Annotated in this window: 20 protein-coding genes; 11 read left to right on the forward strand and 9 right to left on the reverse strand. The window is 68.9% G+C overall.

Translation table 11 applies throughout. The features are described 5' to 3' along the window. Nucleotides 1-176: 176 nt before the first annotated feature. Nucleotides 177-2,039, reverse strand: a complete 1,863-nt coding sequence (locus QZ814_RS06225) for a methyl-accepting chemotaxis protein (protein ID WP_294330256.1) — start codon at nucleotides 2,037-2,039, stop codon at nucleotides 177-179. A 226-nt stretch (nucleotides 2,040-2,265) separates the two neighbouring features. Between QZ814_RS06225 and QZ814_RS06230 the strand changes: the two genes are divergently transcribed. Both QZ814_RS06230 and QZ814_RS06235 read left to right on the forward strand, forming a co-directional pair. After that, on the forward strand, nucleotides 2,266-3,657 hold the full coding sequence (locus QZ814_RS06230) for an alginate export family protein (protein ID WP_294330257.1): 1,392 nt from the start codon (nucleotides 2,266-2,268) through the stop codon (nucleotides 3,655-3,657). Between the two features lie 96 nt (nucleotides 3,658-3,753). After that, entirely contained in the window at nucleotides 3,754-4,089 is a 336-nt protein-coding gene (locus tag QZ814_RS06235) for a hypothetical protein (protein ID WP_294330489.1), read from the forward strand. Between the two features lie 158 nt (nucleotides 4,090-4,247). Here the strand turns inward: QZ814_RS06235 and QZ814_RS06240 are convergent, their stop codons facing one another. Then, nucleotides 4,248-4,862 carry a response regulator gene (locus QZ814_RS06240; protein ID WP_294330260.1) on the reverse strand — a complete coding sequence of 205 codons (615 nt, stop codon included), beginning with the start codon at nucleotides 4,860-4,862 and terminating at the stop codon, nucleotides 4,248-4,250. Further along, nucleotides 4,862-7,447, reverse strand: a complete 2,586-nt coding sequence (locus tag QZ814_RS06245) for a PAS domain-containing sensor histidine kinase (protein ID WP_294330262.1) — start codon at nucleotides 7,445-7,447, stop codon at nucleotides 4,862-4,864. Before QZ814_RS06245 ends, QZ814_RS06240 begins: the two co-directional genes overlap by 1 nt. A 344-nt stretch (nucleotides 7,448-7,791) precedes the next feature. On the opposite strand from QZ814_RS06245, the gene QZ814_RS06250 reads away from it, so the two are divergent. The 3 genes from QZ814_RS06250 (at nucleotide 7,792) to QZ814_RS06260 (ending at nucleotide 10,976) form a co-directional block, all read left to right on the forward strand. Beyond that, on the forward strand, nucleotides 7,792-9,195 hold the full coding sequence (locus QZ814_RS06250; protein WP_294330490.1) for an amidohydrolase: 1,404 nt from the start codon (nucleotides 7,792-7,794) through the stop codon (nucleotides 9,193-9,195). After that, nucleotides 9,192-10,502, forward strand: a complete 1,311-nt coding sequence (locus tag QZ814_RS06255) for an amidohydrolase family protein (protein WP_294330264.1) — start codon at nucleotides 9,192-9,194, stop codon at nucleotides 10,500-10,502. The genes QZ814_RS06250 and QZ814_RS06255 overlap by 4 nt, the downstream gene beginning before the upstream one ends. A gap of 105 nt (nucleotides 10,503-10,607) precedes the next feature. Next, nucleotides 10,608-10,976: a hypothetical protein gene (locus QZ814_RS06260; protein ID WP_294330265.1), complete on the forward strand. Its 369-nt coding sequence runs from the start codon at nucleotides 10,608-10,610 to the stop codon at nucleotides 10,974-10,976. Here the strand turns inward: QZ814_RS06260 and QZ814_RS06265 are convergent. Beyond that, complete coding sequence (locus tag QZ814_RS06265) at nucleotides 10,957-11,586, reverse strand: DJ-1/PfpI family protein (RefSeq protein ID WP_294330266.1); 630 nt, start codon at nucleotides 11,584-11,586, stop codon at nucleotides 10,957-10,959. The two genes, QZ814_RS06260 and QZ814_RS06265, sit on opposite strands and share 20 nt — an antisense overlap. Nucleotides 11,587-11,717: 131 nt before the next feature. Here QZ814_RS06265 and QZ814_RS06270 point away from each other — a divergent pair, with 131 nt between their 5' ends. From QZ814_RS06270 to QZ814_RS06280, 3 genes are read left to right on the forward strand one after another with little or no spacing between them, the layout of a single operon-like run. Beyond that, complete coding sequence (locus QZ814_RS06270; RefSeq protein WP_294330267.1) at nucleotides 11,718-12,263, forward strand: hypothetical protein; 546 nt, start codon at nucleotides 11,718-11,720, stop codon at nucleotides 12,261-12,263. Then, nucleotides 12,260-12,715 (forward strand): hypothetical protein, encoded by a 456-nt coding sequence (locus tag QZ814_RS06275; RefSeq protein ID WP_294330269.1) that lies wholly within the window; start codon nucleotides 12,260-12,262, stop codon nucleotides 12,713-12,715. The genes QZ814_RS06270 and QZ814_RS06275 overlap by 4 nt, the downstream gene beginning before the upstream one ends. Further along, nucleotides 12,715-13,137 carry a hypothetical protein gene (locus QZ814_RS06280; RefSeq protein WP_294330491.1) on the forward strand — a complete coding sequence of 141 codons (423 nt, stop codon included), beginning with the start codon at nucleotides 12,715-12,717 and terminating at the stop codon, nucleotides 13,135-13,137. The genes QZ814_RS06275 and QZ814_RS06280 overlap by 1 nt, the downstream gene beginning before the upstream one ends. Here the strand turns inward: QZ814_RS06280 and gspD are convergent. From gspD to gspG, 5 genes are read right to left on the reverse strand one after another with little or no spacing between them, the layout of a single operon-like run. Then, on the reverse strand, nucleotides 13,131-15,230 hold the full coding sequence (gspD, locus tag QZ814_RS06285) for a type II secretion system secretin GspD (protein WP_294330271.1): 2,100 nt from the start codon (nucleotides 15,228-15,230) through the stop codon (nucleotides 13,131-13,133). The two genes, QZ814_RS06280 and gspD, sit on opposite strands and share 7 nt — an antisense overlap. 16 nt (nucleotides 15,231-15,246) lie before the next feature. Beyond that, a complete protein-coding gene (locus QZ814_RS06290; protein WP_294330274.1) occupies nucleotides 15,247-16,038 on the reverse strand; it encodes a type II secretion system protein N in 792 nt (263 codons plus the stop codon). Next, nucleotides 16,035-16,388, reverse strand: a complete 354-nt coding sequence (gene gspI / locus QZ814_RS06295) for a type II secretion system minor pseudopilin GspI (RefSeq protein WP_294330275.1) — start codon at nucleotides 16,386-16,388, stop codon at nucleotides 16,035-16,037. Before gspI ends, QZ814_RS06290 begins: the two co-directional genes overlap by 4 nt. After that, entirely contained in the window at nucleotides 16,388-16,873 is a 486-nt protein-coding gene (locus tag QZ814_RS06300) for a GspH/FimT family pseudopilin (RefSeq protein ID WP_294330276.1), read from the reverse strand. Before QZ814_RS06300 ends, gspI begins: the two co-directional genes overlap by 1 nt. Then, complete coding sequence (gspG, locus tag QZ814_RS06305; protein ID WP_294330278.1) at nucleotides 16,873-17,355, reverse strand: type II secretion system major pseudopilin GspG; 483 nt, start codon at nucleotides 17,353-17,355, stop codon at nucleotides 16,873-16,875. Before gspG ends, QZ814_RS06300 begins: the two co-directional genes overlap by 1 nt. 33 nt (nucleotides 17,356-17,388) lie before the next feature. On the opposite strand from gspG, the gene gspL reads away from it, so the two are divergent. From gspL to gspE, 3 genes are read left to right on the forward strand one after another with little or no spacing between them, the layout of a single operon-like run. Then, nucleotides 17,389-18,504 (forward strand): type II secretion system protein GspL, encoded by a 1,116-nt coding sequence (gene gspL / locus QZ814_RS06310; protein ID WP_294330280.1) that lies wholly within the window; start codon nucleotides 17,389-17,391, stop codon nucleotides 18,502-18,504. Further along, nucleotides 18,501-19,001 carry a type II secretion system protein GspM gene (gene gspM, locus QZ814_RS06315; RefSeq protein ID WP_294330281.1) on the forward strand — a complete coding sequence of 167 codons (501 nt, stop codon included), beginning with the start codon at nucleotides 18,501-18,503 and terminating at the stop codon, nucleotides 18,999-19,001. Before gspL ends, gspM begins: the two co-directional genes overlap by 4 nt. Beyond that, nucleotides 18,998-20,464: a type II secretion system ATPase GspE gene (gene gspE, locus QZ814_RS06320; RefSeq protein ID WP_294330282.1), complete on the forward strand. Its 1,467-nt coding sequence runs from the start codon at nucleotides 18,998-19,000 to the stop codon at nucleotides 20,462-20,464. Before gspM ends, gspE begins: the two co-directional genes overlap by 4 nt. The last annotated feature ends 43 nt before the right edge of the window (nucleotides 20,465-20,507 follow it).

A 20,507-nucleotide genomic window follows, 5' to 3' on the forward strand; every position in this document is an offset into this window, starting at 1 on the left:
GCGGCTGCCGTTTCCAGATCGCGCGCCCCGTGCTGCCGGAGGACCTTCCGTCCATGGCCCCGTCGCTCCGAGCGTCGCGCCCGCCTTCAGTGGGCGGTGGACCGAACCGTACACCTACGAAAACGGGCGCCGCGGCATCGCCGGGCGCCCGTGTTTCGGAGCGGTGGGGCAGGGGATCAGAACGACGCCCAGTCGTCCCCGCCTGCCGAGACGGGTACCGCCGCCGCCATCGGCTTGACCGGCGAGACATAGCCGCCGCTCGATGCGGCAGCGTGCGGCATGCGCGCGGGCTTGCGAACGCTGCCGCCGCCGCCGCCGCTGCCGATGTTGAACTGCTGGGCCCGATCGGCCATGGCTGCGACTTCGGACGTGAGGTTGCGCGCGGCAGCCGAGGTCTGTTCGACCATCGCCGCATTCTGCTGGGTCGACTGGTCCATCGTCCCGATCGTCTGCGAAATTTCCGAGATCGCGGACGACTGGGCCTGGTTGTCGGTGGCGATGCGACCGAGCAGCTGGTGCACCTCGCCGACATCGCTCGAGATGTTCGACAGCGCGCCATCGACCTTCTCGACCATGCCTACCGCCGTCACGATGTCGGCCTGCGTCGCGGTCAACTGGTCGCGGGCGCGGCCCGCTTCCTCTTCCGCGCGCATCGCGAGCGCGGAGACGAGATCGGCAACCACGGCGAAGCCGCGCCCTGCTTCACCCGCGCGTCCGGCTTCGACCGCGGCGTTCATCGCGAGAACGCGGGTCTGGAAGGCGATCTTGTCGAGGCCTTCAATCACGCTGTCGATACCCTTGGCGCTTTCCGACACGCGGTTCATCGCCTGCATCGCTTCGTCGGCCGTGCTGCGGCCCGAAGAGACGACGGTGATCGTCTGGTCGGCGCGCTGCACGGTGCCGTTGGCGGCGGTGGCGGTCGCCTTGAGCCGCTGGTCCATCTGGGTGATGGCGGCGGCGGTCTGCTCCAGCGCCGAGGCATTGGCCTCGGTGCGCCGGGCCAGGTCTTCGCTGGCCTGCGCGATCTCGCTGGATCCGGTGCGGATGTTCTGCGTCGATTCCATCACCGAGCCGATCAGTTCGCGGAGCGCGACCAGCGCCTCGTTGAGGTTGCTCTTGAGCTCGGCATAGGCGGGCGGGAAGTCGGCGGTGACGTTGGCGGTCAGGTCGCCGGCGGCGACCCGGACCAGGCTCTCGCGCACGGTGTTGGTCACCATCGCCTGCTCGGCGGCGGCGCGCGCATCGATCTGCGCGCGTTCCGCGGCAGCGATACGAAACTGCTCGACGGCGCGGGCGATCTCGCCCAGCTCGTCGCCGCGACCGAGGCTCGGCACGTCGGCGACACCGCCTTCGGCCAGCGTCTTGGTCGCCTGAGCGAGGCGCGCCATCGGCTGGGCGACGGTGCGATTGATCACCAGCCACACGCCGCCCAGCGCAACGAACGAGAGGACCGAGAGGCCGATGGTGAGGACCAGCGCCGTGGCGGACGATGCGTTGCCGCGCGCATTGGCGTCCTCGGAGGCCTTGCGCAGCGCGTCCAGTATCTTCTGGGCCTGATCCAGCGCGTCGTGCGAACGCTCCTTGCCCTCGCCCTTGATCAGCTTGAGGCCACCCTCTTTGTTGGTGACGTCGGCGTCGAAGATCCGGCGATTGGTGTCGTCCAGCTGTCCCTTGATCGCGGTCAGGCGGGTGACGTCGGCAGCCATTGCGGGATCCGCCACTGCCGCGAAGGCCTTGATGTCGCGGTCCAGTTCCTCCGAAGCCGTGTCGAGGCGCTTTTGCAGCTTGGCGCGTTCGTCGTCGGTCAGCGCGTTGTAGTGGCTGTAGACGATGATCCGCATCTCTTTGATGTCGCTGATAACGTCCGTCATGTTCGACATGCCCGCGACGCTGACCTCGACGTGCCGTCGCGCGATGCCGGTGAGGTCGCGGTTGGATACCCACCCGTTGATCGCCAGGCCGATCAGCAAAATCCCGAGAAAGCTGAACGCCGCCAGCATCTTTTTAGTGAGGGGCCAGTCGTCGAGAAATGCAAGCATGTAGCGATCCACCCGCAAGCTCCGATCGCAGGTCGGAGCAGATTTCGATGCCCAAAAAAGGGCGATGTGCTGCTCATTATAGAGGCGTCGCGGTACTGCTAGCGGATCGCGATTTACGTAACGGTATCCGAGGAGATCGGGGAAACCCCTAGGGCGGCGCTAACTGACCGAACACGCGGACTTCCTTTCTATAAGGGCAAGGAATAACCGCCGAAGGTAGGGACGCGTGCACGAAGGTAGGAACAGGGCTTGGATCGTTCGTGGCGCAGGGCTGGCGCTGCTGCTCGCCGCGGGCGCGGCCGAGGCGCAGACCAAGCCCGAAGCCGCGGCTCCGCCGGCTGGTCCCAAACTGAGTATCGAAGGCAGTTTTCGTACTCGCCTGGAGGGCATTGACGGCCAGTTCCGCCCGAAAGTCGACGACAGTATCGCCTTTATATCCTTCCGCACGCTGGTGGCGGCGAAGCTGCAGTGGGACAGCCTCACGATCGGCGGCGAACTGATGGAGGCGCGTGGCTATGGGGAAGGGCATAACAGCTCGGTCCGAGCCAGCGATGTGAACACCATCGAGCCGCTCCAGGCCTATGCGAGCTACAAGTTCCGCAATGTGCTTGGCAAGAAGGACAGCCTGACGGCGACGGCCGGGCGCTTCACGATGACGTTCGGCGCCCAGCGCCTGGTCGCCCGCGCCGATTTCGGCAATACCTTTCCCTCCTATCTGGGCGTCCGGGCCGACTACAAGAGCAAGAACAAGGACGAACTCGTCCTTTTCTGGTCGCACCCCATGGATGCGCTGCCGAACGGGGGCGACGGGATCTACAACAACAAGTTCCAGCTCGATCACGTCAATACCGGTACCGTCTTCTACGGCGCCGACGGAAACCTTGCCGATGTCGGCCACAAGCTGAGCGTCGGCGGCTATGTCTATCGGCTCGCCGAGCAGGACCGGCCCGGCTACCAGACGCGCGATCGCCGCATGGTGACCTTCGGTTTGCGCCTTCGTCGCACGCCCGCCAAGGGCAAGTTCGACGTCGAGGCGGAGGCGGCCCTGCAGCGCGGGACCGCGCGCCTGACGACGACCGCCACCGATCGTGCCGATTTCGAAGTGCGCGCGGGGTTCCTCCACGCCGAGGCTGGCTACACCTTCTCGAAACGCTGGACGCCGCGGGTGTCGGGCTTCTTCGACTATGCAAGCGGCGGCGGCGGCGCCAACGGGACCTATCGCCGCTTCGACTCCCTCTTCGGCGCGCGTCGCGCCGATTACGGCCCGACATCGTTGTTCGGCCCGGTCGGGCTGGCCAATCTCGTCTCGCCGGGCGTGCGGATCGAAGCCACGCCTTCCAAGCGGCTGGACCTGATGGGGGCGGTGCGCGGGCTATGGCTGGCCGATCGCACCGATACCTTCGCCTTCACCAGCGTGCGCGACAAGACCGGCGCCTCGGGCCGCCACGCCGGCACCGAGGTGGAAGTGCGCGTGCGCCGCTCGCTGATCCCCAACCGGCTGCGCTTCGAACTGGGCGCCGCCTATCTCGCGAAGGGCCGCTTCCTCACCCAGGCGCCCAACGCCCCGCACACCGGCGACGCCCGCTACGGCTATGCGGACCTGGTCCTGAAGTTCTGATGCGACGACACGAGCAAACCAAAGCGATACCAGTCTAGAAACCTGCGAGAAACACGGTATGATCGCCCAAACAGGCAGGCTCTCCAAGCGATCGTGATGGTTCTGAACATGCTGGTTATCCTGATGGTACGCGAGTCCGGCTTGCGCAGTGCGCTGGCCGCCCGGCTCGCGCTGTCCGGCATGGACGTGGTGAGCATGGAGCAGGTCGATTCCGTGCGGATCGGCCGGCTGGGCGGGGTGTCTCCGGTCCTGGTCGCTGATGTCGATGCTGCCTCCGCCCACCCCGGCGGTCTGGCTGCGCTGGGCGGCGATCCCATGTGGGAGCGCTTGCTGATCATCGGTGCCGATGGCGATTCCGCATCGCCGCACATCCATCACGTCGGCCGGGAAGATCCCGGCGCCGCCATCGCCTTGCTGCTGCGCCAGCGATAAGCGCGCGCACCCCTGCGCCTTTGCGGCCGTGTCGCAGACACTGCCAGCGTGCCTCAACCATGTTTCCGGGCGCGACGTTCGAAGATCTCCAGGCGGTGCGTATGTGAGTGTCGCCTGAGAACGCCCCATTTCGGGCCATTCTCAGGCGATTTGCTATGTCACCCCTTGGGGAAAAGCCCTGCGGCGAACGCGATGCGCAGCGCTTCGGAAAGGCTGCGCACTTCAAGCTTTTCCATCAGGTTCGCGCGATAGATCTCGACCGTGCGGGGGCTGATGTCGAGTTCATAGGCGATGATCTTGTTCGATCGTCCCTCGATCAGACCCTTCAGGACATCGGTTTCGCGCGGCGACAGCTTGGCGATTTTCGATTCGGCCGTTGCCGTGCGCGCGGCGGCTTCGCTGTCCTCTTCCAGCTTGGAAAAGGCCTGGTCGATCACCTTGAGCAGGAACTCGGCCTCATAGGGCTTCTCGATGAAATCGAGCGCGCCTGCCTTCATCGCCTGCACTGCGAGCCCGACATTGCCTTGACCCGTCAATACGATCGCGACGAATTTGGGCGCCCGATCCAGCTTGGTCAGCACATCCAGTCCGCTGGATCCGGGCATGTGAAAGTCGAGCAGCACCACGCCGGGGTCGAGTTCGGCTTCCTGCTCCAGGAAGGCGTCCCCCGAGCGATAGCCGCGGACGATCAGATCCGGGCGAACGGAAAGCAGGCTGTGCAACGAGGCGCGGACGGCGTCGTCGTCGTCGACGATGTAGATCGTTCGGGTCATTATTCTTCACCTTCTTCGATGCCGGGCAATGTGAAACGGAACGACGCGCCAGCCCCAGGCGCGTTTTCCGCACTCAATGTACCGCCATGGCCTTCGATAATGCGTTTGCTGATCGAAAGTCCAATCCCCATTCCACCTGCTCCCCCTTTTGTTGTGGTGAATCGCGAAAACAGTGTTTCCAAGACATGGGCAGGAAGACCAGGGCCACTGTCGGTTACCGTGATCGCAATCATCTGATCTGGTTGCTTTTCGGATGTTATGGTTATTTGTCGCTCGTCGGGCTCGACGAGTTTTAGGGCCTGGACCGCGTTGCGCAACAGGTTCACCAGCACTTGCTGCACCTGGATTCGGTCGGCCAGGATGAACCGCGCGGCGGGATCGAGGTTGAAGCTGACCCGTAGGTTGAAGTGGCCGGTCCCGACCAGGACGAGTTCCACCGCATCGCGGATCGTGCGTTCGACCGACTCCACGCGCATCTCCACCTCGCCGCGTGCGACGAAGGCGCGGAGGCGGCGGATGATCTCGCCGGCGCGCTGGGTCTGTTCCGACCCCATGCGAAGCAGATCGGTCACGCGAGTCCCGCCTTCGCCGCGCTCGATCAGCATGCGGGCGGCGGCGAGGAAATTGGCGGTGGCGCTGAGCGGCTGGTTGAGTTCATGCGCCAGATCCGCCGCCATTTCGCTCATCGCGCTCTGGCGGGAGACATGGGCGATTTCGTTGTTGAGCTCGCTCAGGCGCAGCTCGCTGGCGACGCGCTCGCTGAGATCGCGGATGAAGACGGTGATCAGCAGGTGATCGTCGCTCCGCGCCGCGCCCGCGCGCATCTCGGCGGGGAATCTGCGGCCGTCCGCGGTAAGCGCGGTGCCGACGAGCACTTCGCCGGCCAGGCCTTCGCCGGTCTCGAGGAAGCGCTGCAGCACGGTCTGGCTCGCGTCCACTTCGTCCGATGGCATCAGCATCGAGAAGTGCCTGCCGACGACATCGGACGCCCGATAGCCCCACAATTCTTCCGCTGCGGCGCTGAACTGCATGATCGCGCCGCCGCCGGTCACGACGATCATCGCGTCCGGCACGGTTTCGAGCACGGTGCGCAGCTGCGCCTCCCGGCGGCGGAGAGCGGCTTCCCGCTCGTCGCGCTCGGTGATGTCGAGTACGGCGCCCACCACGCGGATCAGCTCGCCCTTCGCGTCGTAGAAGCACCGGGACGAGCCTTCGAGCGTTCGGCCTGCACCCCCGCCGATCGTCAGGCGATAGCGGAACGAAAATCGGTCGGCGCGCTGTTCCACCGCACGCATCACGGTAGCGCGCAGATCCTCCAGGTCGTTCTGATCGATCAGTTGCCGCCAGTTGGCGAAGCTGGAGAGCGATCCCGGCGGCAGGCCCAGCCGCTGCTCGGTGCCAGGCGACCATTCGATATGGTCGCCGCTCATGTCCCAGTCGAAGATGCCGAGTTCATGGGCTGCCGTCGCCTGGGCAAGCCGCTCCTCGCTCGCCCGCAGCGCGCGCAGCGCCGAGACGCGTTCGGAAATGTCCAGGATGCTGTGGACGGTCACCGCGCCGCGGCTCGGCGTTGCGTAGCGCAGCAGCCGCTCGATCACGTGGATCTCGCGGCCGTCCTTGCGCTCCTCGATCAGTTCCTGCGCGCCGTCGGCGTCCGGAAGCGCATAGCTGCTGTTCCAGCTGGGGCAGCGGGCGCGGAGCAGCATGTAGAGGTTCTGGCCGACCGCTTCCGTCTCGCTAAAGCCGTACAATTGCTTGCACCCCGGCGACCAGTGGATGACCTGGCCCCGCGCATCCGTCATCACCACGGTGGCGCCGCCCAGCGCGAGGCTCAGTTCTGCCCGAGCGCTTTGCTCCTGACCGACTCGGTAGACTGCCCAATAGGCGATCAATCCCACCGCCAGCACGTTGAACATGGCAAGCACGAGATGTCCCGGCGCCGGCGAGCCGTTGGCGGCGCGCTCGACCAGCAGCTCGAACGTGGCCGGCAGGGCGGGCAAGAGGATGGCGCCCGCCACCAGCGTCTGGATTCCGCGCGGGCCGGATCCCTCGACGCGCGTCGGCAGATGTCGGCGATGCCTGCCCTGGTCCAGCAGCATGGCCGCGGTGAGTGCCATCGCCGCCAGGGTGCCCGGCACCGAGGCACGAAGCTCGGCGTTGACGATGGATGCGCTGGACGCGAGCATCATGGCCGTGCCGGAGGCCAGCGCCAGTGACAGGGGGGCGATCGCGATCAGCGGGGCCACTTCGCGGAGCAAGTGCCAGCGGCTGCGCGCGGCATAGGCCGCGATCGGCAGCATCAGCAGATACACGATCGCATTGACCCCTGGGCGCCCCGCATTCGCCATGCCCGACGCTGCGACGCTATCGTGAAACAGCAGGGTGCCGAGATCGAACCAGGGGGCGATCAACGGATGTGCCATCGCCAGCACGCCGATCAGCAGGGCGGCCCCATGGAACGGCGCCGCCCGGCGGTCGCGGCCGGTTTGGCTGATCAGCAGGCCGATCGCGACAAGGGAATAGCCCAGCGCATTGATCGGCCACATCGGATAGAGGCGGGGAAGAAACCGCTGAAGGAGCGGCACGTCAAAAGCCCATCCCGCCAGCACGGCAAGGGTGCAGGCCAGTGCGAATAGCGTCAGCGCACGGGCCAGGCTACCGTTTGCAGACGACGGGTCACGTGCCGTCGCGGCGATGTCAATTCTTTCAACGCGCAAACCACCTGCCCCTGCACAGGTCGAAGCCGAGCTTCGATTTGCTCAGCATCGATTAATTTTTCGCGAAAAGCCATAGGGAGATGCACGGATTTCCGCCGATTCCCGCATCCTCTTCGGTCAGGTGCTTGCCAAATGCGATCCGGGCCGCGATCAATCGTGGCGGGGACATCCAGAACAATCCGAGGGAGTCACGCTTGATCCGAAGCTTCGCCATGGCGGCCGCCTGCGTCGCCCTAACCGCGTGCGGGGGTACCGGGGGGAAGCCCGCCACCGCATCCAGCACGCCACCCGCACCCAAGGGGCCGGGCCTCGGCAAGGGCTATAACCACGATCCCTATCCGTCGACCTATCGCCCCTATCCGGGCGTGCCGACGCTGCTGACCAACGTCACCGTCCTCGACGGTGAAGGCGGCCGGATCGACAAGGGTGCGGTGCTGTTCCGCGACGGCAAGATCGTCGCCGTCGGCCAGAACCTCACCGCCGATGCCGGCGTGACGGTGATCGACGGGCAGGGCAAGTATGTCACCCCCGGCGTGATCGACATCCACAGCCACCTCGGCGACTATCCCTCGCCCGGCGTCGACGCGCTGTCGGACGGCAACGAAGCGACCTCGCCGGTCACCGCCGATGTCTGGGCCGAGCACAGCGTCTGGCCGCAGGACCCGGGCTTCAGCCGCGCGCTGGTCAATGGCGGCGTCACCACGCTGCAGATCCTGCCCGGCTCGGCGAACTTGTTCGGCGGCCGATCGGTGGTCCTGAAGAACGTCTATGCCCGCACCATGCAGGGCATGAAGTTCCCCGGTGCGCCCTATGGCCTCAAGATGGCATGCGGCGAGAATCCCAAGCGGGTCTATGGCAGCCGCGGCCGCGAGCCCTCCACGCGGATGGGCAACATCGCCGTCGATCGCCAGACCTGGGCGCGCGCCGTCGAATACAAGCGTCGCTGGGACAAGTACGAGAAGGATGGCGGCGAGGCGCCTGGCCGCGACATCGCAATGGACACGCTGCGCGGCGTGCTCGAGGGCGAGATCCGGGTGCAGAACCACTGCTACCGCGCCGACGAAATGGCCAATGTCCTCGATATGGCCAAGGAGTTCGGCTACCACGTCTCGGCCTTCCACCACGCGGTGGAAGCGTACAAGATCGCCGATCTGCTGAAGGCGAACAGCACCTGCGCCGCGGTCTGGGCCGATTGGTACGGCTTCAAGATGGAATCCTACGACGCGGTGCCGGAAAACCTCGCCATCCTCGAGAAGGAAGACGCCTGCGCGATGATCCATTCGGACGACGCCAATGGCATCCAGCGGCTCAACCAGGAAGTGGCCAAGGCGCGCGCCTCGGCGATCCGCGCGGGCTTCGACGTCTCGGAGGCGACTGCCTGGAAGTGGCTGTCTATCAACCCGGCGATCGCGCTTGGCATCTCGGACAAGACCGGCAGCCTGCGCGCCGGCAAGATGGCCGATGTGGTGCTGTGGAACGGCAATCCGTTCAGCGTCTACACGCGGCCGGAAATGGTGTGGGTCGATGGCGCGCTGCTCTACGACGCCAAGGATCCCAAGCGCCGTCCGGTTTCCGATTTCGAGCTCGGCCAGCCGGGCGAGGGGGATGTGAAGTGAGCAAGACCCTGTTTCTCGCCGCGGCGGCCCTTGCGGCGCTCGCGGCCCCTGCGATGGCGCAGGATGTGGCGATCACCAACGCCAAGCTGGTGATCGGCGACGGGGCGGCGCCGGTCGAAGGCGGCACCGTCGTCGTGCGCGGCGGCAAGGTCGTCGCGGCCGGTCGCGGTGTCGCGGTGCCGGCGGGCGTGCAGGTGGTCGATGCCGCCGGGCGCTATGTGACGCCGGGCATCTTCGCCGGATTCACCCGCCTCGGCATCGTCGAGGTCGATGGCGTCTCGGTCACCAACGACGCGGGGACCGAGAACTCGCCGTTCAACGCCGCGCTGGACGTCAGCCCCGCGGTCAACCCGCGTGCAACGCCGATCGCGATCAACCGCGCCGACGGCGTCACCCGCGCTGTCGTCGCCCCCGAAGTGGGCCGCGGTTCGGTGTTCGCGGGCCAGGGTGCGGTGATCGACACCCGCAGCGACTTCCACGCCGTCGCCCGTCCGCGCGCCTTCCAGTTCATGGAATATGGCGAGAGCGGCGCGCGCGCCGGCGGTGGCAGCCGTGCGGGGGCGATCGCGCTGTTGCACAACACCTTTGCCGAGGTCCGCGCCTATGTCCGCAATCCGGCGAGCTTCTCGGATCGCGGCAAGGACGTGCTGCTCACCCGTGCCGATGCCGAGGCGCTGGCGCCGGTGGTGCAGGGCAAGGTGCCGCTGCTCGTCCATGTCGAGCGCGCGTCGGACATTCTGGTGCTGCTCCAGCTCAAGCGCGAGACGCCGGGGCTGAAGCTGGTGCTGGTCGGTGCGACCGAGGGCTGGACGGTGGCCAAGGACATCGCCGCCGCCGGTGTGCCGGTGATCGCCTCGCCGCTCAACGACCTGCCGGCGAGCTTCGAGCAGCTGGCCGCTACCCAGTCGAACATCGGCCGGCTTAAGGCGGCGGGCGTACTGGTCGGCGTCGGCACGATCAACGACGACGAAGCCCGCCAGGCGCGGCTGGAGAAGCAGTATGCCGGCAATCTGGTTGCGCTCACCCGCGTGCCTGGCGCCACCGGGCTTGACTGGAATGCGGCCTTCGCGGCGATCAGTTCCAAGCCCGCCGAGGCGCTGGGGCTGGGCGAGGCGTTCGGCTCGCTGCGCCCAGGCCGTGCTGGTGACGTGGTGGTGTGGGACGGCGATCCGCTCGAGATCGGCAGTGCGCCGGTGCGGCTCTATGTCGACGGGATCGAGCAGTCGCTCACCAGCCGGCAGACCCGCTTGCGCGATCGCTACTGGAAGCCCGAGGAAGGTGCGCTGCCCAAGGCCTATCAGCGCTGATGGCGGCGGTTCCCTCCGGAACCTTCACGATCGCATACGCTTTGGCGGAATGCTGGAACATGCCCGGCGCAGCTCCCCGCGCCAGGTGATCAGGAGACTGGGATCATGACGACGCGCATCCTTCTTGCCGGCCTCGCCCTGGTGGCGCTGGCGGGCTGCAACAAGGGCAATGAGGCGACCGGCAATGCCGCGGCCGACACGGCGGCGGAGAGCAATGCGGTGGTCGACAATGGCGACGACGGCAACAATGTCGCCGCGCAGGTGGTGGCGATGACCGAGCAGGTGCGCAACGTCGTGTTCATCCGCGCGATCCGCGACGCGGGGCTGCCGTGCGAGCATGTCGACAGCTCGCAGCGCCTCCCGGACATGAACGGGCTGCCGCTGTGGCGTGCCAACTGCAAGGGCGCGGGCAGCCACATGATCACCATCACCCCCGACGGGACGGCGAATATCGTCAGCCGCACCGATCGCTGAACTCGGCCTCGGCGAGGAGGAAGGGCGACACCGCGCGCAGCGCGCGCGCCACCGTCTCCTCCTTCTCGCCGACCGGCGCGACATAGTGGATCGCCTCGCGCGCCGCCGCGACGCCCGCGCCCCGCGCGATCATCCAGGCGGCAAGATATTGCGAGGCGAGGCAGCCGCCCGTGGTCGCGACATTACCATGCGCGACGAAGGGCGTATCGAGCACCTCGACCCCGGCCTCGATCACCCAGGGCTTGGTGGTGAGGTCCGTGCAGGCGGGCAGGGTGCCGATCAGCCCCAGCCTGGCCAGCAGCAGCGTGCCGGAGCACTGCGCGCCGATCAGCTGGCGCGCCGGATCGAGCCGGATCTGCCCGAGCAATTCTGCATCGGCGGCGATCTCCCGCGTCTTGATCCCGCTGCCGATCAGCACCGCGTCGGCCTCCGTCGCGAAGGCGAGCGGCTTCTGTCGCCGGATGGTGATGCCGTTCATCGAGGTCACTTCCTCGGTGGGTGACGTGATGTGCGCAGCCCAGCCCTGCGCACGCAGCCGGTTGAGTATCGCCGCGGCGACGAACGAATCCAGTTCGTTGAACCCGTCGAACGTCAACACCGCGATCTGCATCGGAAGCTTTCCTTTCGCATGTCGGTGTAGAGGAGCTCAGCGTCGCGCGGAAGGCCTTGCCGGGTGGAGGGAGCCCGGTCTTGTCGCCGCAACGGCCTTGCCAAGGCGGCCCTTCCGGTTAATCGCGAGGCATGACTTCGGAGCCTTCCGATCCCCAGCACGAGTCCAATCGGCCCAGCCTCGCTGCCCAGATGGCGGCGCGATTCCGTCGGGATAAACCTGTATCGCCGACGCCGGCGGCGACGGCAGCGCGGCCCTGGGTTGCGCCGCTGCTCGCGTTGCTGATCGTCGCTGGTCCCCTCGCAACCCTGGTCGGGGCGAAGTGGCTCGGCGCGATCGCCCGGCGCGACGCTGCCCGGCTGGACGCGCAGCAGGCGCTCCGCCGAGAAGCGGAACGGGCAAGGATGCAGGCGCGCGACGTGCTTGGTGCTGCGCTGGCGCGGCCCGGCCCAGCGACCTTGCTCGATGGGGCCGCAGCGGCGCTGCCCAAGGAGGACATGCTTGCCCGTGCGGCGCTGCGCGAGGACGGCACGCTTGAACTGGAGGTGGTGACCAGCGACCCGGATGCGCTGCGCAGCGCGCTCCGCCGGGTGCCCGCCCTCGCACCGCTGCGCGACGTGCGCCAGCGCGAAGGCGAGGGGCGGACCCGCGTGCTGCTGCGCGGGGTGCTGCCATGAGCGCGCGGCCGATCCTGTGGGGCACCGGCGCGGGGTTGCTGCTCGCGGCGCTGCTCGCACCGTGGACCGGTACCGCGCTCGGCGACCTTGCCCGGGCGCGGGCGACGCGCAGCGCGGCCGCGGCGGCGCCGGCCGCGCCGGCGGTGACCATGCCGCCGCTACGGCCGGACCTCGCCTTCCCGGCATCCGGCGGGCCCAGCGTCGCCCAACAGCGGGTGGAGCGGCTGGCGCGGGGCGGCGGCGTGCTGGTCGAGGCAATCGCACCGCTCGACAGCCCGGCGCCGCTGATGGCGCTGTCGCTGCGCGTGTCGGGCCCCGAAAAGGCAGTGCTCGCGCTGGCCGATGCGATCGAGCGCGAGCGGCCATTGCTCCGCTTCCGCAGCTGGCGGATCGAGCCTGCCGAGGGCAGCGGCGTACGGCTGAGCGGCGTGCTGGTAGGGGCGACGCGGTGATGCCGCGTGCCCAGAAGATCGCGCTGGCGACGGCCGCCGGTGTCGCGGTGCTGCTGCCCGTGCTGCTGCTCGCGCCCGGTGCGACCCCGCCGCCGAAGCCCGCGCCGGTGCTAGCCCCGCTCGTCGCGCCGCTCGCGCCGCCGCTCGCGCATCTGTTCGATCGCCCGCTGTTCGCACCCGCCGTGGAGGCCGCCCCGCCGCCGGACGCGCCGCAGCTTACCGGCATCGTCGGCCGGCTCGGCAGCGATGCGGTGGCGCTGGTGCGCACCGCGCAGGGACCCAGTCGCACATTGGCGATCGGCGACAGCGTCGATGGCTGGCGGCTGGAATCGCTCTCGATCGACGCAGCGCTGTTCAGTCGCGGCGGCCAGCGCGTGCGGGTGCCGCTGCCGACCGCCGAAGGCGCGCCCGCGGCTCAGTAGATCCCGTCAATCTCCACCTTCAGCCGTGCCGGCGGCGGCGCCAGCAACAGGCTGTTGCGCTTGGCGTTCTCGCTCTCGTCGGCGCGCAGCCGGGCGTAGCGATCCTTGGCGGCCGCGCTGGCATCGGCGCCGTCGCGCAGGATCGTCGGCTTGAGGAAGATGAACAGGGTGCGCTTCTGGTGCTGTTCCTTGCGACTCTTGAACAGCTCGCCGATCAGCGGGATGTCGCCCAGCACCGGCACCTGCTGGCGGGTGTCCTGGTAATCGTCGGCAGTTAGGCCGCCCAGCACGATGGTCGAGCCGTTGTCGGCCAGCACCGTGGTGTTGATCGCACGCTTGTTGGTGATGATGTCGGAGGCCTGCGACACGGTGGTGCTGGCGATCGCCGAGGCTTCCTGGTTGACCTGCAGGCGGATGGTATCGCCCGCGTTGATCCGCGGCAGCACGCGGAGCGTGATGCCCACGTCCTTGCGGTCGATCGTCGTGTAGGGCGTCGCCGAGCTGGAGTTGGTGAGGATCGAGCCGGTGACGAACGGCACGTTTTGTCCGGCGATGAACTCGCCGGCGACATTGTCCAGCACCGTGATCTGCGGTGTCGACAGCAGATTGGCCCGAGTGGAGGTGCCCAGTGCCTGGAGCAGCACCGAAAAATCATCCCCGACCTTGAAGGCGCCGGTAAAGCCGCTCGCGCCCGTGCCGAGCAACGATCCGGCGGGCACGCCCAGCGCGGTGAGGATCGCGCCCAGCGAAGTGCCGCCGGCGTTGAACGAGGTGGCAGCCCCGGTGACCTTGTTCAGCACCGCCCCGCTGCTGCCGAGCTGCACGGCCAGCGCTTCGGCATCGTCGCCGGTGATCTCGGCGATCGCCGCCTCGATCAGGACCTGCGGGCGGCGCACGTCGAGGTCGCGGATCAGCGGCTCGATCGAGGCGATGGCGCTCGGCGCACCGCGGATGACGATGGCGTTGAGTTCGGGCGCCGGCTGCACGGTGAGGTCGGGGGTCGAAAAGCCCTTGGGCGTCTTCGGCGTCGTCGATTGCATGATCGGCGTGGTCGTGCCGGTCGCGGCCTGCACACCGCTCGCGCTGGTGCCGTTCGACAGGCCCGTGGTCCCCGCCGAGAGCCCGGTCCCGCCGCTCGTCGAACCGGACAGGCTGCTCTGCGAGGCCAGCCGGGCGAAAGGGTTGGCGGCGGTGCTCGACAGGCTGTTCGCGACCGCATTGTCGCTGCTCTCGGCCAGGCCGAGCACGCCGCGCAGCACGTCGGTCACGGTTTCGGCATCGGCATAGTTCAGCCGGAACATGCGGGTGATCGGCGTGGAGCCGCCGGGCAGGTCGAGCGAGGCGACGATGCGACGGCCCTCGGCCACGGCGGCAGGGGTGCCGCGGATGATCACGGTGTTGCTGCGTTCGTCGGCGGCCACACGGGTGCCGGATCCGGCATCCCCGCCCAGCACATTCTGCACGGACTGGGCGACGGCGGGCGCGCTGCCGTTCCGGAGTGCGATCGCGGCGAAGGTCGCGCCGCCGCCGCCGTCCAGCTGGCGGACGATCGCCTCGATCCGGCGGACATTGTCGGCATAGTCGGTGATGACGATCGCGTTGGGCGCGGTCAGCGGCTCGACGCTCCCGAACTGCGCGACCAGCGGGCGCGCGATGCGGGCAGCGTCGGCGGCGGGGACATTGGCCAGCCGCACCATGCGCGTCATCAACTCCTGCCCGGCGGCACCGCGTGCGGGCAGCCCGCCGTCGCGCACCGCATTGGCGGCCGGCACGACCCGCCACGCCCTGCCCGAACGCACCGCCGCATAGCCATTGGCGCGCAGTACCGACTGGAACAGGTCCCACACACCCGTGGGCGTCAGCGGGCTGGACGAGGTGACCGTCACCACGCCCTTCACGGCGGGATCGAGGATCAGCGTGCGGCCGGTGATCCGGGAGATCTGATCGGCGACATCGGCGATTTCCACCCCGCGCATGTTGATCACCACATCGGCGGCGTCCTGCGGCGCGGCCGCGGTCTGGGCGGCGACCAGCACCGGATCCAGCAGCAGCGGCGCGAGCGCGAGGCAGGCGAGGGTGGGGCGAATCTTCACGCGGGAACTCTCTCTTCTAGTGCAGCGGGACGGTCAGCATCATCCGCCGTCCGTCGCGCAAAATCTGGACCTGGGCCGCGCCGCTTTGCTGGGCGGCGGCAAAGGCGGCGTTGGCGGCCTGGGTATCGGTCAGCGCAGTGCCGTTGACCGAGGTGATCACGTCGCCCGGCTGCATCCCCGGCGGGCCGTTGGCACCGATACGGAAGCCGTCGGCCGTCTGGGTGGCGCCCAGCTTCTGGAGAACCGCCGCGCTGTTGCCCGGCAGCGGGCCCGCAGGCGGCGCCGACGGCACACCAGGGGCAGAAGGGGCGCCCTGGGGCGGTGCGGCGGCGGCGGCCTGGCGCTGCTCGGGGGAAAGGCGCGGATCGGGGAAGGCGAGGAACTCGCGGCGCCCGCCATTGTCCAGCAGCACACGATCGCGCTGGATCGCCGCGATGGTGGCACCGTTCACCGCCTGGCCGACATGGAAGGCCGTGGGCGGTGCGCCGCTGACCGCGATGAAGGCCGTGGAAAGCTCGGCCGGGATCGCCGCGACCACGCCTTTCAGCTCCAGCGGCAGCGCGGTCGGCTGCGGCGCATCGGCGGTCACCGCCTTGCCGAAGGGCGCCAGCCCTATCACCGAGGTCAGGTCGGGCTGGGCATCGGGCGCGGTGCGGCCAGACGGCACCAGGATCGCGCCGGTGCCGGCATGGCCGGCGATCCGCCAAGTGAGCCCGGCCAGCGCCACGGCGACCGAGACGACCATCGCGCCGGTCAGCAGGTCCAGCGCAGTGCGCGTCTGGCGCGGGGTGAGGGCGAAGCGGGTCATCCCGTGCGTCCGTCCACGAAGCCGTCGAGCGATGCAAGCGGCGTCTTGTCTCCGGCGGGAAACACACGGATACGCACGCGAAGAATCTCCGGATCGTCGGTACCGCGTTTGTCGACCGCGATCCGCCAGCGCTCGCCGAGCATCTCCACCTGCGTATCGCTGGCGATGCCGGCTTCCAGTTCGGCGAGGCGGTTCTCGGCGACCCACATGGCGGCGGCGCGGCGCTCGAGCCCGCGGGTGGAGTCGATATGCGTCTGGACGGTGCGCATCAGCCCCACCGTCGCGATCGCCAGCACCGCGAGGGCCACCAGCGCTTCGATCAGCGAAAAGCCCTGTTCGTCGTCGCGCATCAGGAGGTGGGTGCCGGCACGGCGGTGGCGGTCAGCCCGTCATAGCGGACCACCCAGCGCTGGCTGCCATTGTCGATCGTCGCGGCCATCGGCTTGCCCGATCCGTCGACGCCCAGCACGACCGGCGGGCGAGTATCGAGCGTGAGGGTGATGCCCGCGGGCAGCGTGTGCGGGGCAAAGGCGTCGTCGGTGCGGGCGGCGAGCTTCCCGCTCGGGGCGACCGTCGCGAAACCATAGCCATGCGGCTGGGCCGTGAAGGCGACCAGCCGATCGCCCAGCATGGCGTCGTCCGCCGCCGCCTGCAGCCGCGAGGCGAGCCGACGGGCCTCGGCCTCGACGCTGGGCTTGCGCGTGGCGGCGCCGATGCCCAGCGTCACCGCACCCGCGGCGACGCCGATGATCGCGAGGACGATCAGCATCTCGATCAGCGTCATGCCGGCCTGGGAGGCGCTACGCGCATCGCTGCCGGCCCCCCCGTCCGGCATCAGCCCTTGCCTTCGAGGTCGGCGTTCACGCCCTCGCCGCCGGGCTTGCCATCCTTGCCGAGCGAGCGGATCGTATAGGCGCTGCCGTCGGACTTGTAGTCATAGGGCTTGCCCCAGGCATCGAGCGGCGGCTCGGACAGATAGCCGCCCTGGGGCCAGTTGGCGGGGACCGGCGGAATCGTCGGCTTTTCCGCCAGTGCCTTCAGCCCCTGCTCGGTCGTGGGATATTCCCCATTGTCGAGCCGGTAGGTCTTCAACGCCACGCCTATGCTGGAGATGTTGGCCTTGGTGGTGGTGACGCGGGCCTCGTCGGGCCGGTTGATCACGTTCATGGTTACCAGGCCCGCGACCACGGCGATGATCACGAGCACGATCAGCATCTCGATCAGCGTCAGCCCGGCTTCATGCTCGCCGATCTGGCGGAGCTTGCGCGGGGCGCGCTGCGATGCGATGTCACAAAATGGTTTCAATCCTATGCGCATCCCTGGCTCATGCGTCCCACCCGTGAAGCTACTATGACAGGCGGTGCCCGACCGTCGGACCTGCCGCCGCCGCACGCCGGGGGGGTGTGGACGCTGGCGGGCGACCGGCTGATCATAGTCTCCGCGGAGGGACCCGCAACCATCCTCGTGCCGACCGAGCGGGTGCGGCTGCTCGCCGTCGACCTGCCGTTGCCGAATCGCGCCCGGCGGCTGGCGGCGTTGCCCTTCGCCATCGAGGACCTGGTGGCGGAGCCGGTGGAGACGCTGCACCTCGCCCTGGGGGCGCGGACCGATCCCGCCGAGGCGCCGCACCGCTATCTCGTAGGCGCGGTGCGGGCCGAGACGATGGCCGATTGGGTCGCCCTGGCCGAGGCGCATGGGCTGGGCAGCGCGCCGATGGTGCCCGACGTCCTGCTGCTGCCGCGCCCGGCGCAGGGCTGGACGGTCGAGGTGCGCGAGGGCCGCGCGCTGGTGCTCGCGGCGGACGGCACCGGCTTTGCGCTACCCGCGGCGCTGCTCGGTTCGGCGTGGGAAGCGGCCGGGCGGCCGCAACTCCACCATCTGGGCGAGTCGCTGCCTGGCGACATGGTGGTGCAGGGGCAGGCGCCCGATCTGCGCGACGATGCCGCGCGGGCCGATATCGCCGCGGCGGAACTCGATCTTCGTCAGGGCGCGTTCGCTGCCCGCCATGCGCGCGACGCAAGCGGCTGGCGGCGACTGGGCTGGATCCTGGGGATCGGTGTCGCCGCGCATATCCTGATCGCCGGCGGCGATGCGCTGATGCTGCGGGTGATCGCCGATCGCCGCGCGGCGGAGACGCGGGCGCTCGTATCAACCATGTCGCCGGGCACAGACCTGAGCGGGGACGTCCAGGCGACCGTGACCGACCTGCTGCCGTCCGGGGGCGGGCGCGCTCCCGATCGCTTCGTGCCGTTGCTGGCGCGCTTGTCCACGGTGCTGACGCCGCTGGCGGGAAGCCTTGCGGTGCGGGCGGTGCGCTACGAAGGCGATGTCCTGACCATGGACTGCGATCCCGGCGCGCCCGATCTGGCGGCGCGCATTGCCGAGGCGCTCAAGGCGGGGCGCATCCGCGGCCAGGCGACGGCCTCGCCAGACGGCAGCATTCGCATTACGGCGAACGCGGCATGAGAGCGTTCATCCGCACCCAGCTGCCGACGCTCGACGCCGGCCTTTCGCGCACCGGCGCATGGTGGCACGCGCGCACCGTCCGTGAGCGGAGGCTGTTGGCGGTGCTCGCGGTGCTGCTCGGCGCCGTCCTGCTGGTGTATGGCGTGGTGAAGCCGATACAGGCCGCGCGCGCTGCGGCGCTGGCCGATATCCGCACCTATGAGACGCTGAACGCCCGCATCCGCGCGGCGGGATCGCTGAGTTCGGCCAAGCCGCAGCGCCGCACCGGCGCGCCCGAAGCGATCGCGGTCCAGTCGGCGGCAGCGTTCGTGGTCCCGCTCACCACCGCGCCCAGCGCGGGCGGTACCCAGGCGACCGTCGCCGATGCGAACTACGACTCGCTTATTCACTGGCTGGCGGACGTGACGACGACCAGCGACCTGCGGATTCGCCGCATCACCATCCAGAGACTGGCTGCGCCGGGCCATGTCTCCGCGCAGGTGGAACTCGGCCGATGATCATCGACCTGCCGACGCTGCCTTACGGCTTCGCCCGCCGCCACGGCGTCCTGCTGCGGACGAGCGACGCGGGAATCGAATGCCTCCACCGCGCCGATGCGCCGCTGGAAGGCTTGCTGGAAGTGCAGCGGCTGGCCCCCGGCGCGCGCTTCGTGCGGCTGGAGGGGGCGGCCTTCGATACCGCGCTCGGCGAGGCCTATGGCGGGGCGGGGGGCGCTGCCGCCGATATCGACCTGGGCGACATGGACCTGGCCGCGCTCGCCGACAGCGCCGCGAGCGTCGACGATCTGCTCGACACCCGCGACGACGCGCCGGTCATCCGCCTGATCAACGCGCTGCTGATGGAAGCGGTGAAGGAAGGCGCGTCGGACGTGCATGTCGAGACGCAGGAGAAGCGTCTCGTCGTCCGCTTCCGCGTCGACGGCGTGCTGCGCGACATGATCGAGCCGCCGCGCGCGCTGGCGCCGCTGCTGGTCAGCCGCATCAAGGTGATGGCCAAGCTCGACATTGCCGAGCGCCGCGTGCCGCAGGACGGCCGCGTGACGCTGCGCATCGGCGGCCATGACGTCGACGCCCGCGTCTCGACCATCCCCACCCAGCATGGCGAGCGGGTGGTGCTGCGCCTGCTGGAGAAGGGCTCGCTCAAGCTCGACCTGTCCGGCCTCGGCATGAGCGACCGCGACAAGGCGGTGTTCGGCCGGTTGCTCGAGCGGCCGCACGGCATTCTGCTCGTTACCGGGCCGACCGGCTCGGGCAAGACGACGACGCTCTACACCGCGCTTACCCGCCTCAACGACCGCAAGCGCAACGTGATGACGGTCGAGGACCCGATCGAGTACGAGCTGCCGGGGGTGGCGCAGACCCAGGTCAATCCGCGCACCGAGATGACCTTCGCCCGCGGCCTGCGCGCGATCCTGCGCCAGGACCCGGACGTGATCATGGTCGGCGAGATCCGCGACCAGGAGACCGCGCAGGTGGCGGTACGCTCCGCGATGACCGGGCATTTCGTGCTGTCGACGCTCCATACCAACAGCGCGGTGGGATCGGTGACGCGGCTGATCGACATGGGCGTCGAGCGCTATCTGCTCGCGCCGATGGTCGTTGGCCTGTGCGCGCAGCGGCTGGTGCGGCGGCTATGCCCGGTCTGCCGGCGCGAGGACGTGGCGAGCGAGGCGGATTCGCTGCTGCTCGGCGGGGCGCTGCCGGTGGGTGTGCCGCTGTGGCGCGCGGTCGGCTGCGACCAGTGCCATGACGAAGGCTATCGCGGCCGGGCCGGGCTGTACGAGGTGGTCGCGGTGGACGATGCGTTCCAGAAGCTGATCCATGACGGTGCCAGCGAGGCGGAGATCGAGCGCCATGCGCGGGCGGACAACCCCAGCCTGCTCGACGACGGTGTCGCGAAGCTCCAGGCCGGGGTGACCACGGTGGAAGAAGTCGCCCGCGTCGTGAGGGACGAGGCGTGAGCGGGTCCAAGATCCTCCCCGGTACGGGGAGGGGGGCCGCGCG

Origin of the sequence: uncultured Sphingomonas sp. (genome assembly GCF_913777625.1) — a bacterium.
Classification (GTDB): Bacteria; Pseudomonadota; Alphaproteobacteria; order Sphingomonadales; family Sphingomonadaceae; genus Sphingomonas.

What these genes read in the sequence shown, in the direction of transcription:
- QZ814_RS06225 (WP_294330256.1), bottom strand. Translation starts at nt 2,039, where the DNA reads ATGCTTGCATTTCTCGACGACTGGCCCCTCACTAAAAAGATGCTGGCG.
- QZ814_RS06235 (WP_294330489.1), top strand. Translation starts at nt 3,754, where the DNA reads ATGGTTCTGAACATGCTGGTTATCCTGATGGTACGCGAGTCCGGCTTG.
- QZ814_RS06240 (WP_294330260.1), bottom strand. Translation starts at nt 4,862, where the DNA reads ATGACCCGAACGATCTACATCGTCGACGACGACGACGCCGTCCGCGCC.
- QZ814_RS06250 (WP_294330490.1), top strand. Translation starts at nt 7,792, where the DNA reads ATGGCGGCCGCCTGCGTCGCCCTAACCGCGTGCGGGGGTACCGGGGGG.
- QZ814_RS06260 (WP_294330265.1), top strand. Translation starts at nt 10,608, where the DNA reads ATGACGACGCGCATCCTTCTTGCCGGCCTCGCCCTGGTGGCGCTGGCG.
- QZ814_RS06265 (WP_294330266.1), bottom strand. Translation starts at nt 11,586, where the DNA reads ATGCAGATCGCGGTGTTGACGTTCGACGGGTTCAACGAACTGGATTCG.
- QZ814_RS06270 (WP_294330267.1), top strand. Translation starts at nt 11,718, where the DNA reads ATGACTTCGGAGCCTTCCGATCCCCAGCACGAGTCCAATCGGCCCAGC.
- QZ814_RS06275 (WP_294330269.1), top strand. Translation starts at nt 12,260, where the DNA reads ATGAGCGCGCGGCCGATCCTGTGGGGCACCGGCGCGGGGTTGCTGCTC.
- QZ814_RS06280 (WP_294330491.1), top strand. Translation starts at nt 12,715, where the DNA reads ATGCCGCGTGCCCAGAAGATCGCGCTGGCGACGGCCGCCGGTGTCGCG.
- QZ814_RS06290 (WP_294330274.1), bottom strand. Translation starts at nt 16,038, where the DNA reads ATGACCCGCTTCGCCCTCACCCCGCGCCAGACGCGCACTGCGCTGGAC.
- gspI (WP_294330275.1), bottom strand. Translation starts at nt 16,388, where the DNA reads ATGCGCGACGACGAACAGGGCTTTTCGCTGATCGAAGCGCTGGTGGCC.
- QZ814_RS06300 (WP_294330276.1), bottom strand. Translation starts at nt 16,873, where the DNA reads ATGCCGGACGGGGGGGCCGGCAGCGATGCGCGTAGCGCCTCCCAGGCC.
- gspG (WP_294330278.1), bottom strand. Translation starts at nt 17,355, where the DNA reads ATGCGCATAGGATTGAAACCATTTTGTGACATCGCATCGCAGCGCGCC.
- gspL (WP_294330280.1), top strand. Translation starts at nt 17,389, where the DNA reads ATGACAGGCGGTGCCCGACCGTCGGACCTGCCGCCGCCGCACGCCGGG.
- gspM (WP_294330281.1), top strand. Translation starts at nt 18,501, where the DNA reads ATGAGAGCGTTCATCCGCACCCAGCTGCCGACGCTCGACGCCGGCCTT.
- gspE (WP_294330282.1), top strand. Translation starts at nt 18,998, where the DNA reads ATGATCATCGACCTGCCGACGCTGCCTTACGGCTTCGCCCGCCGCCAC.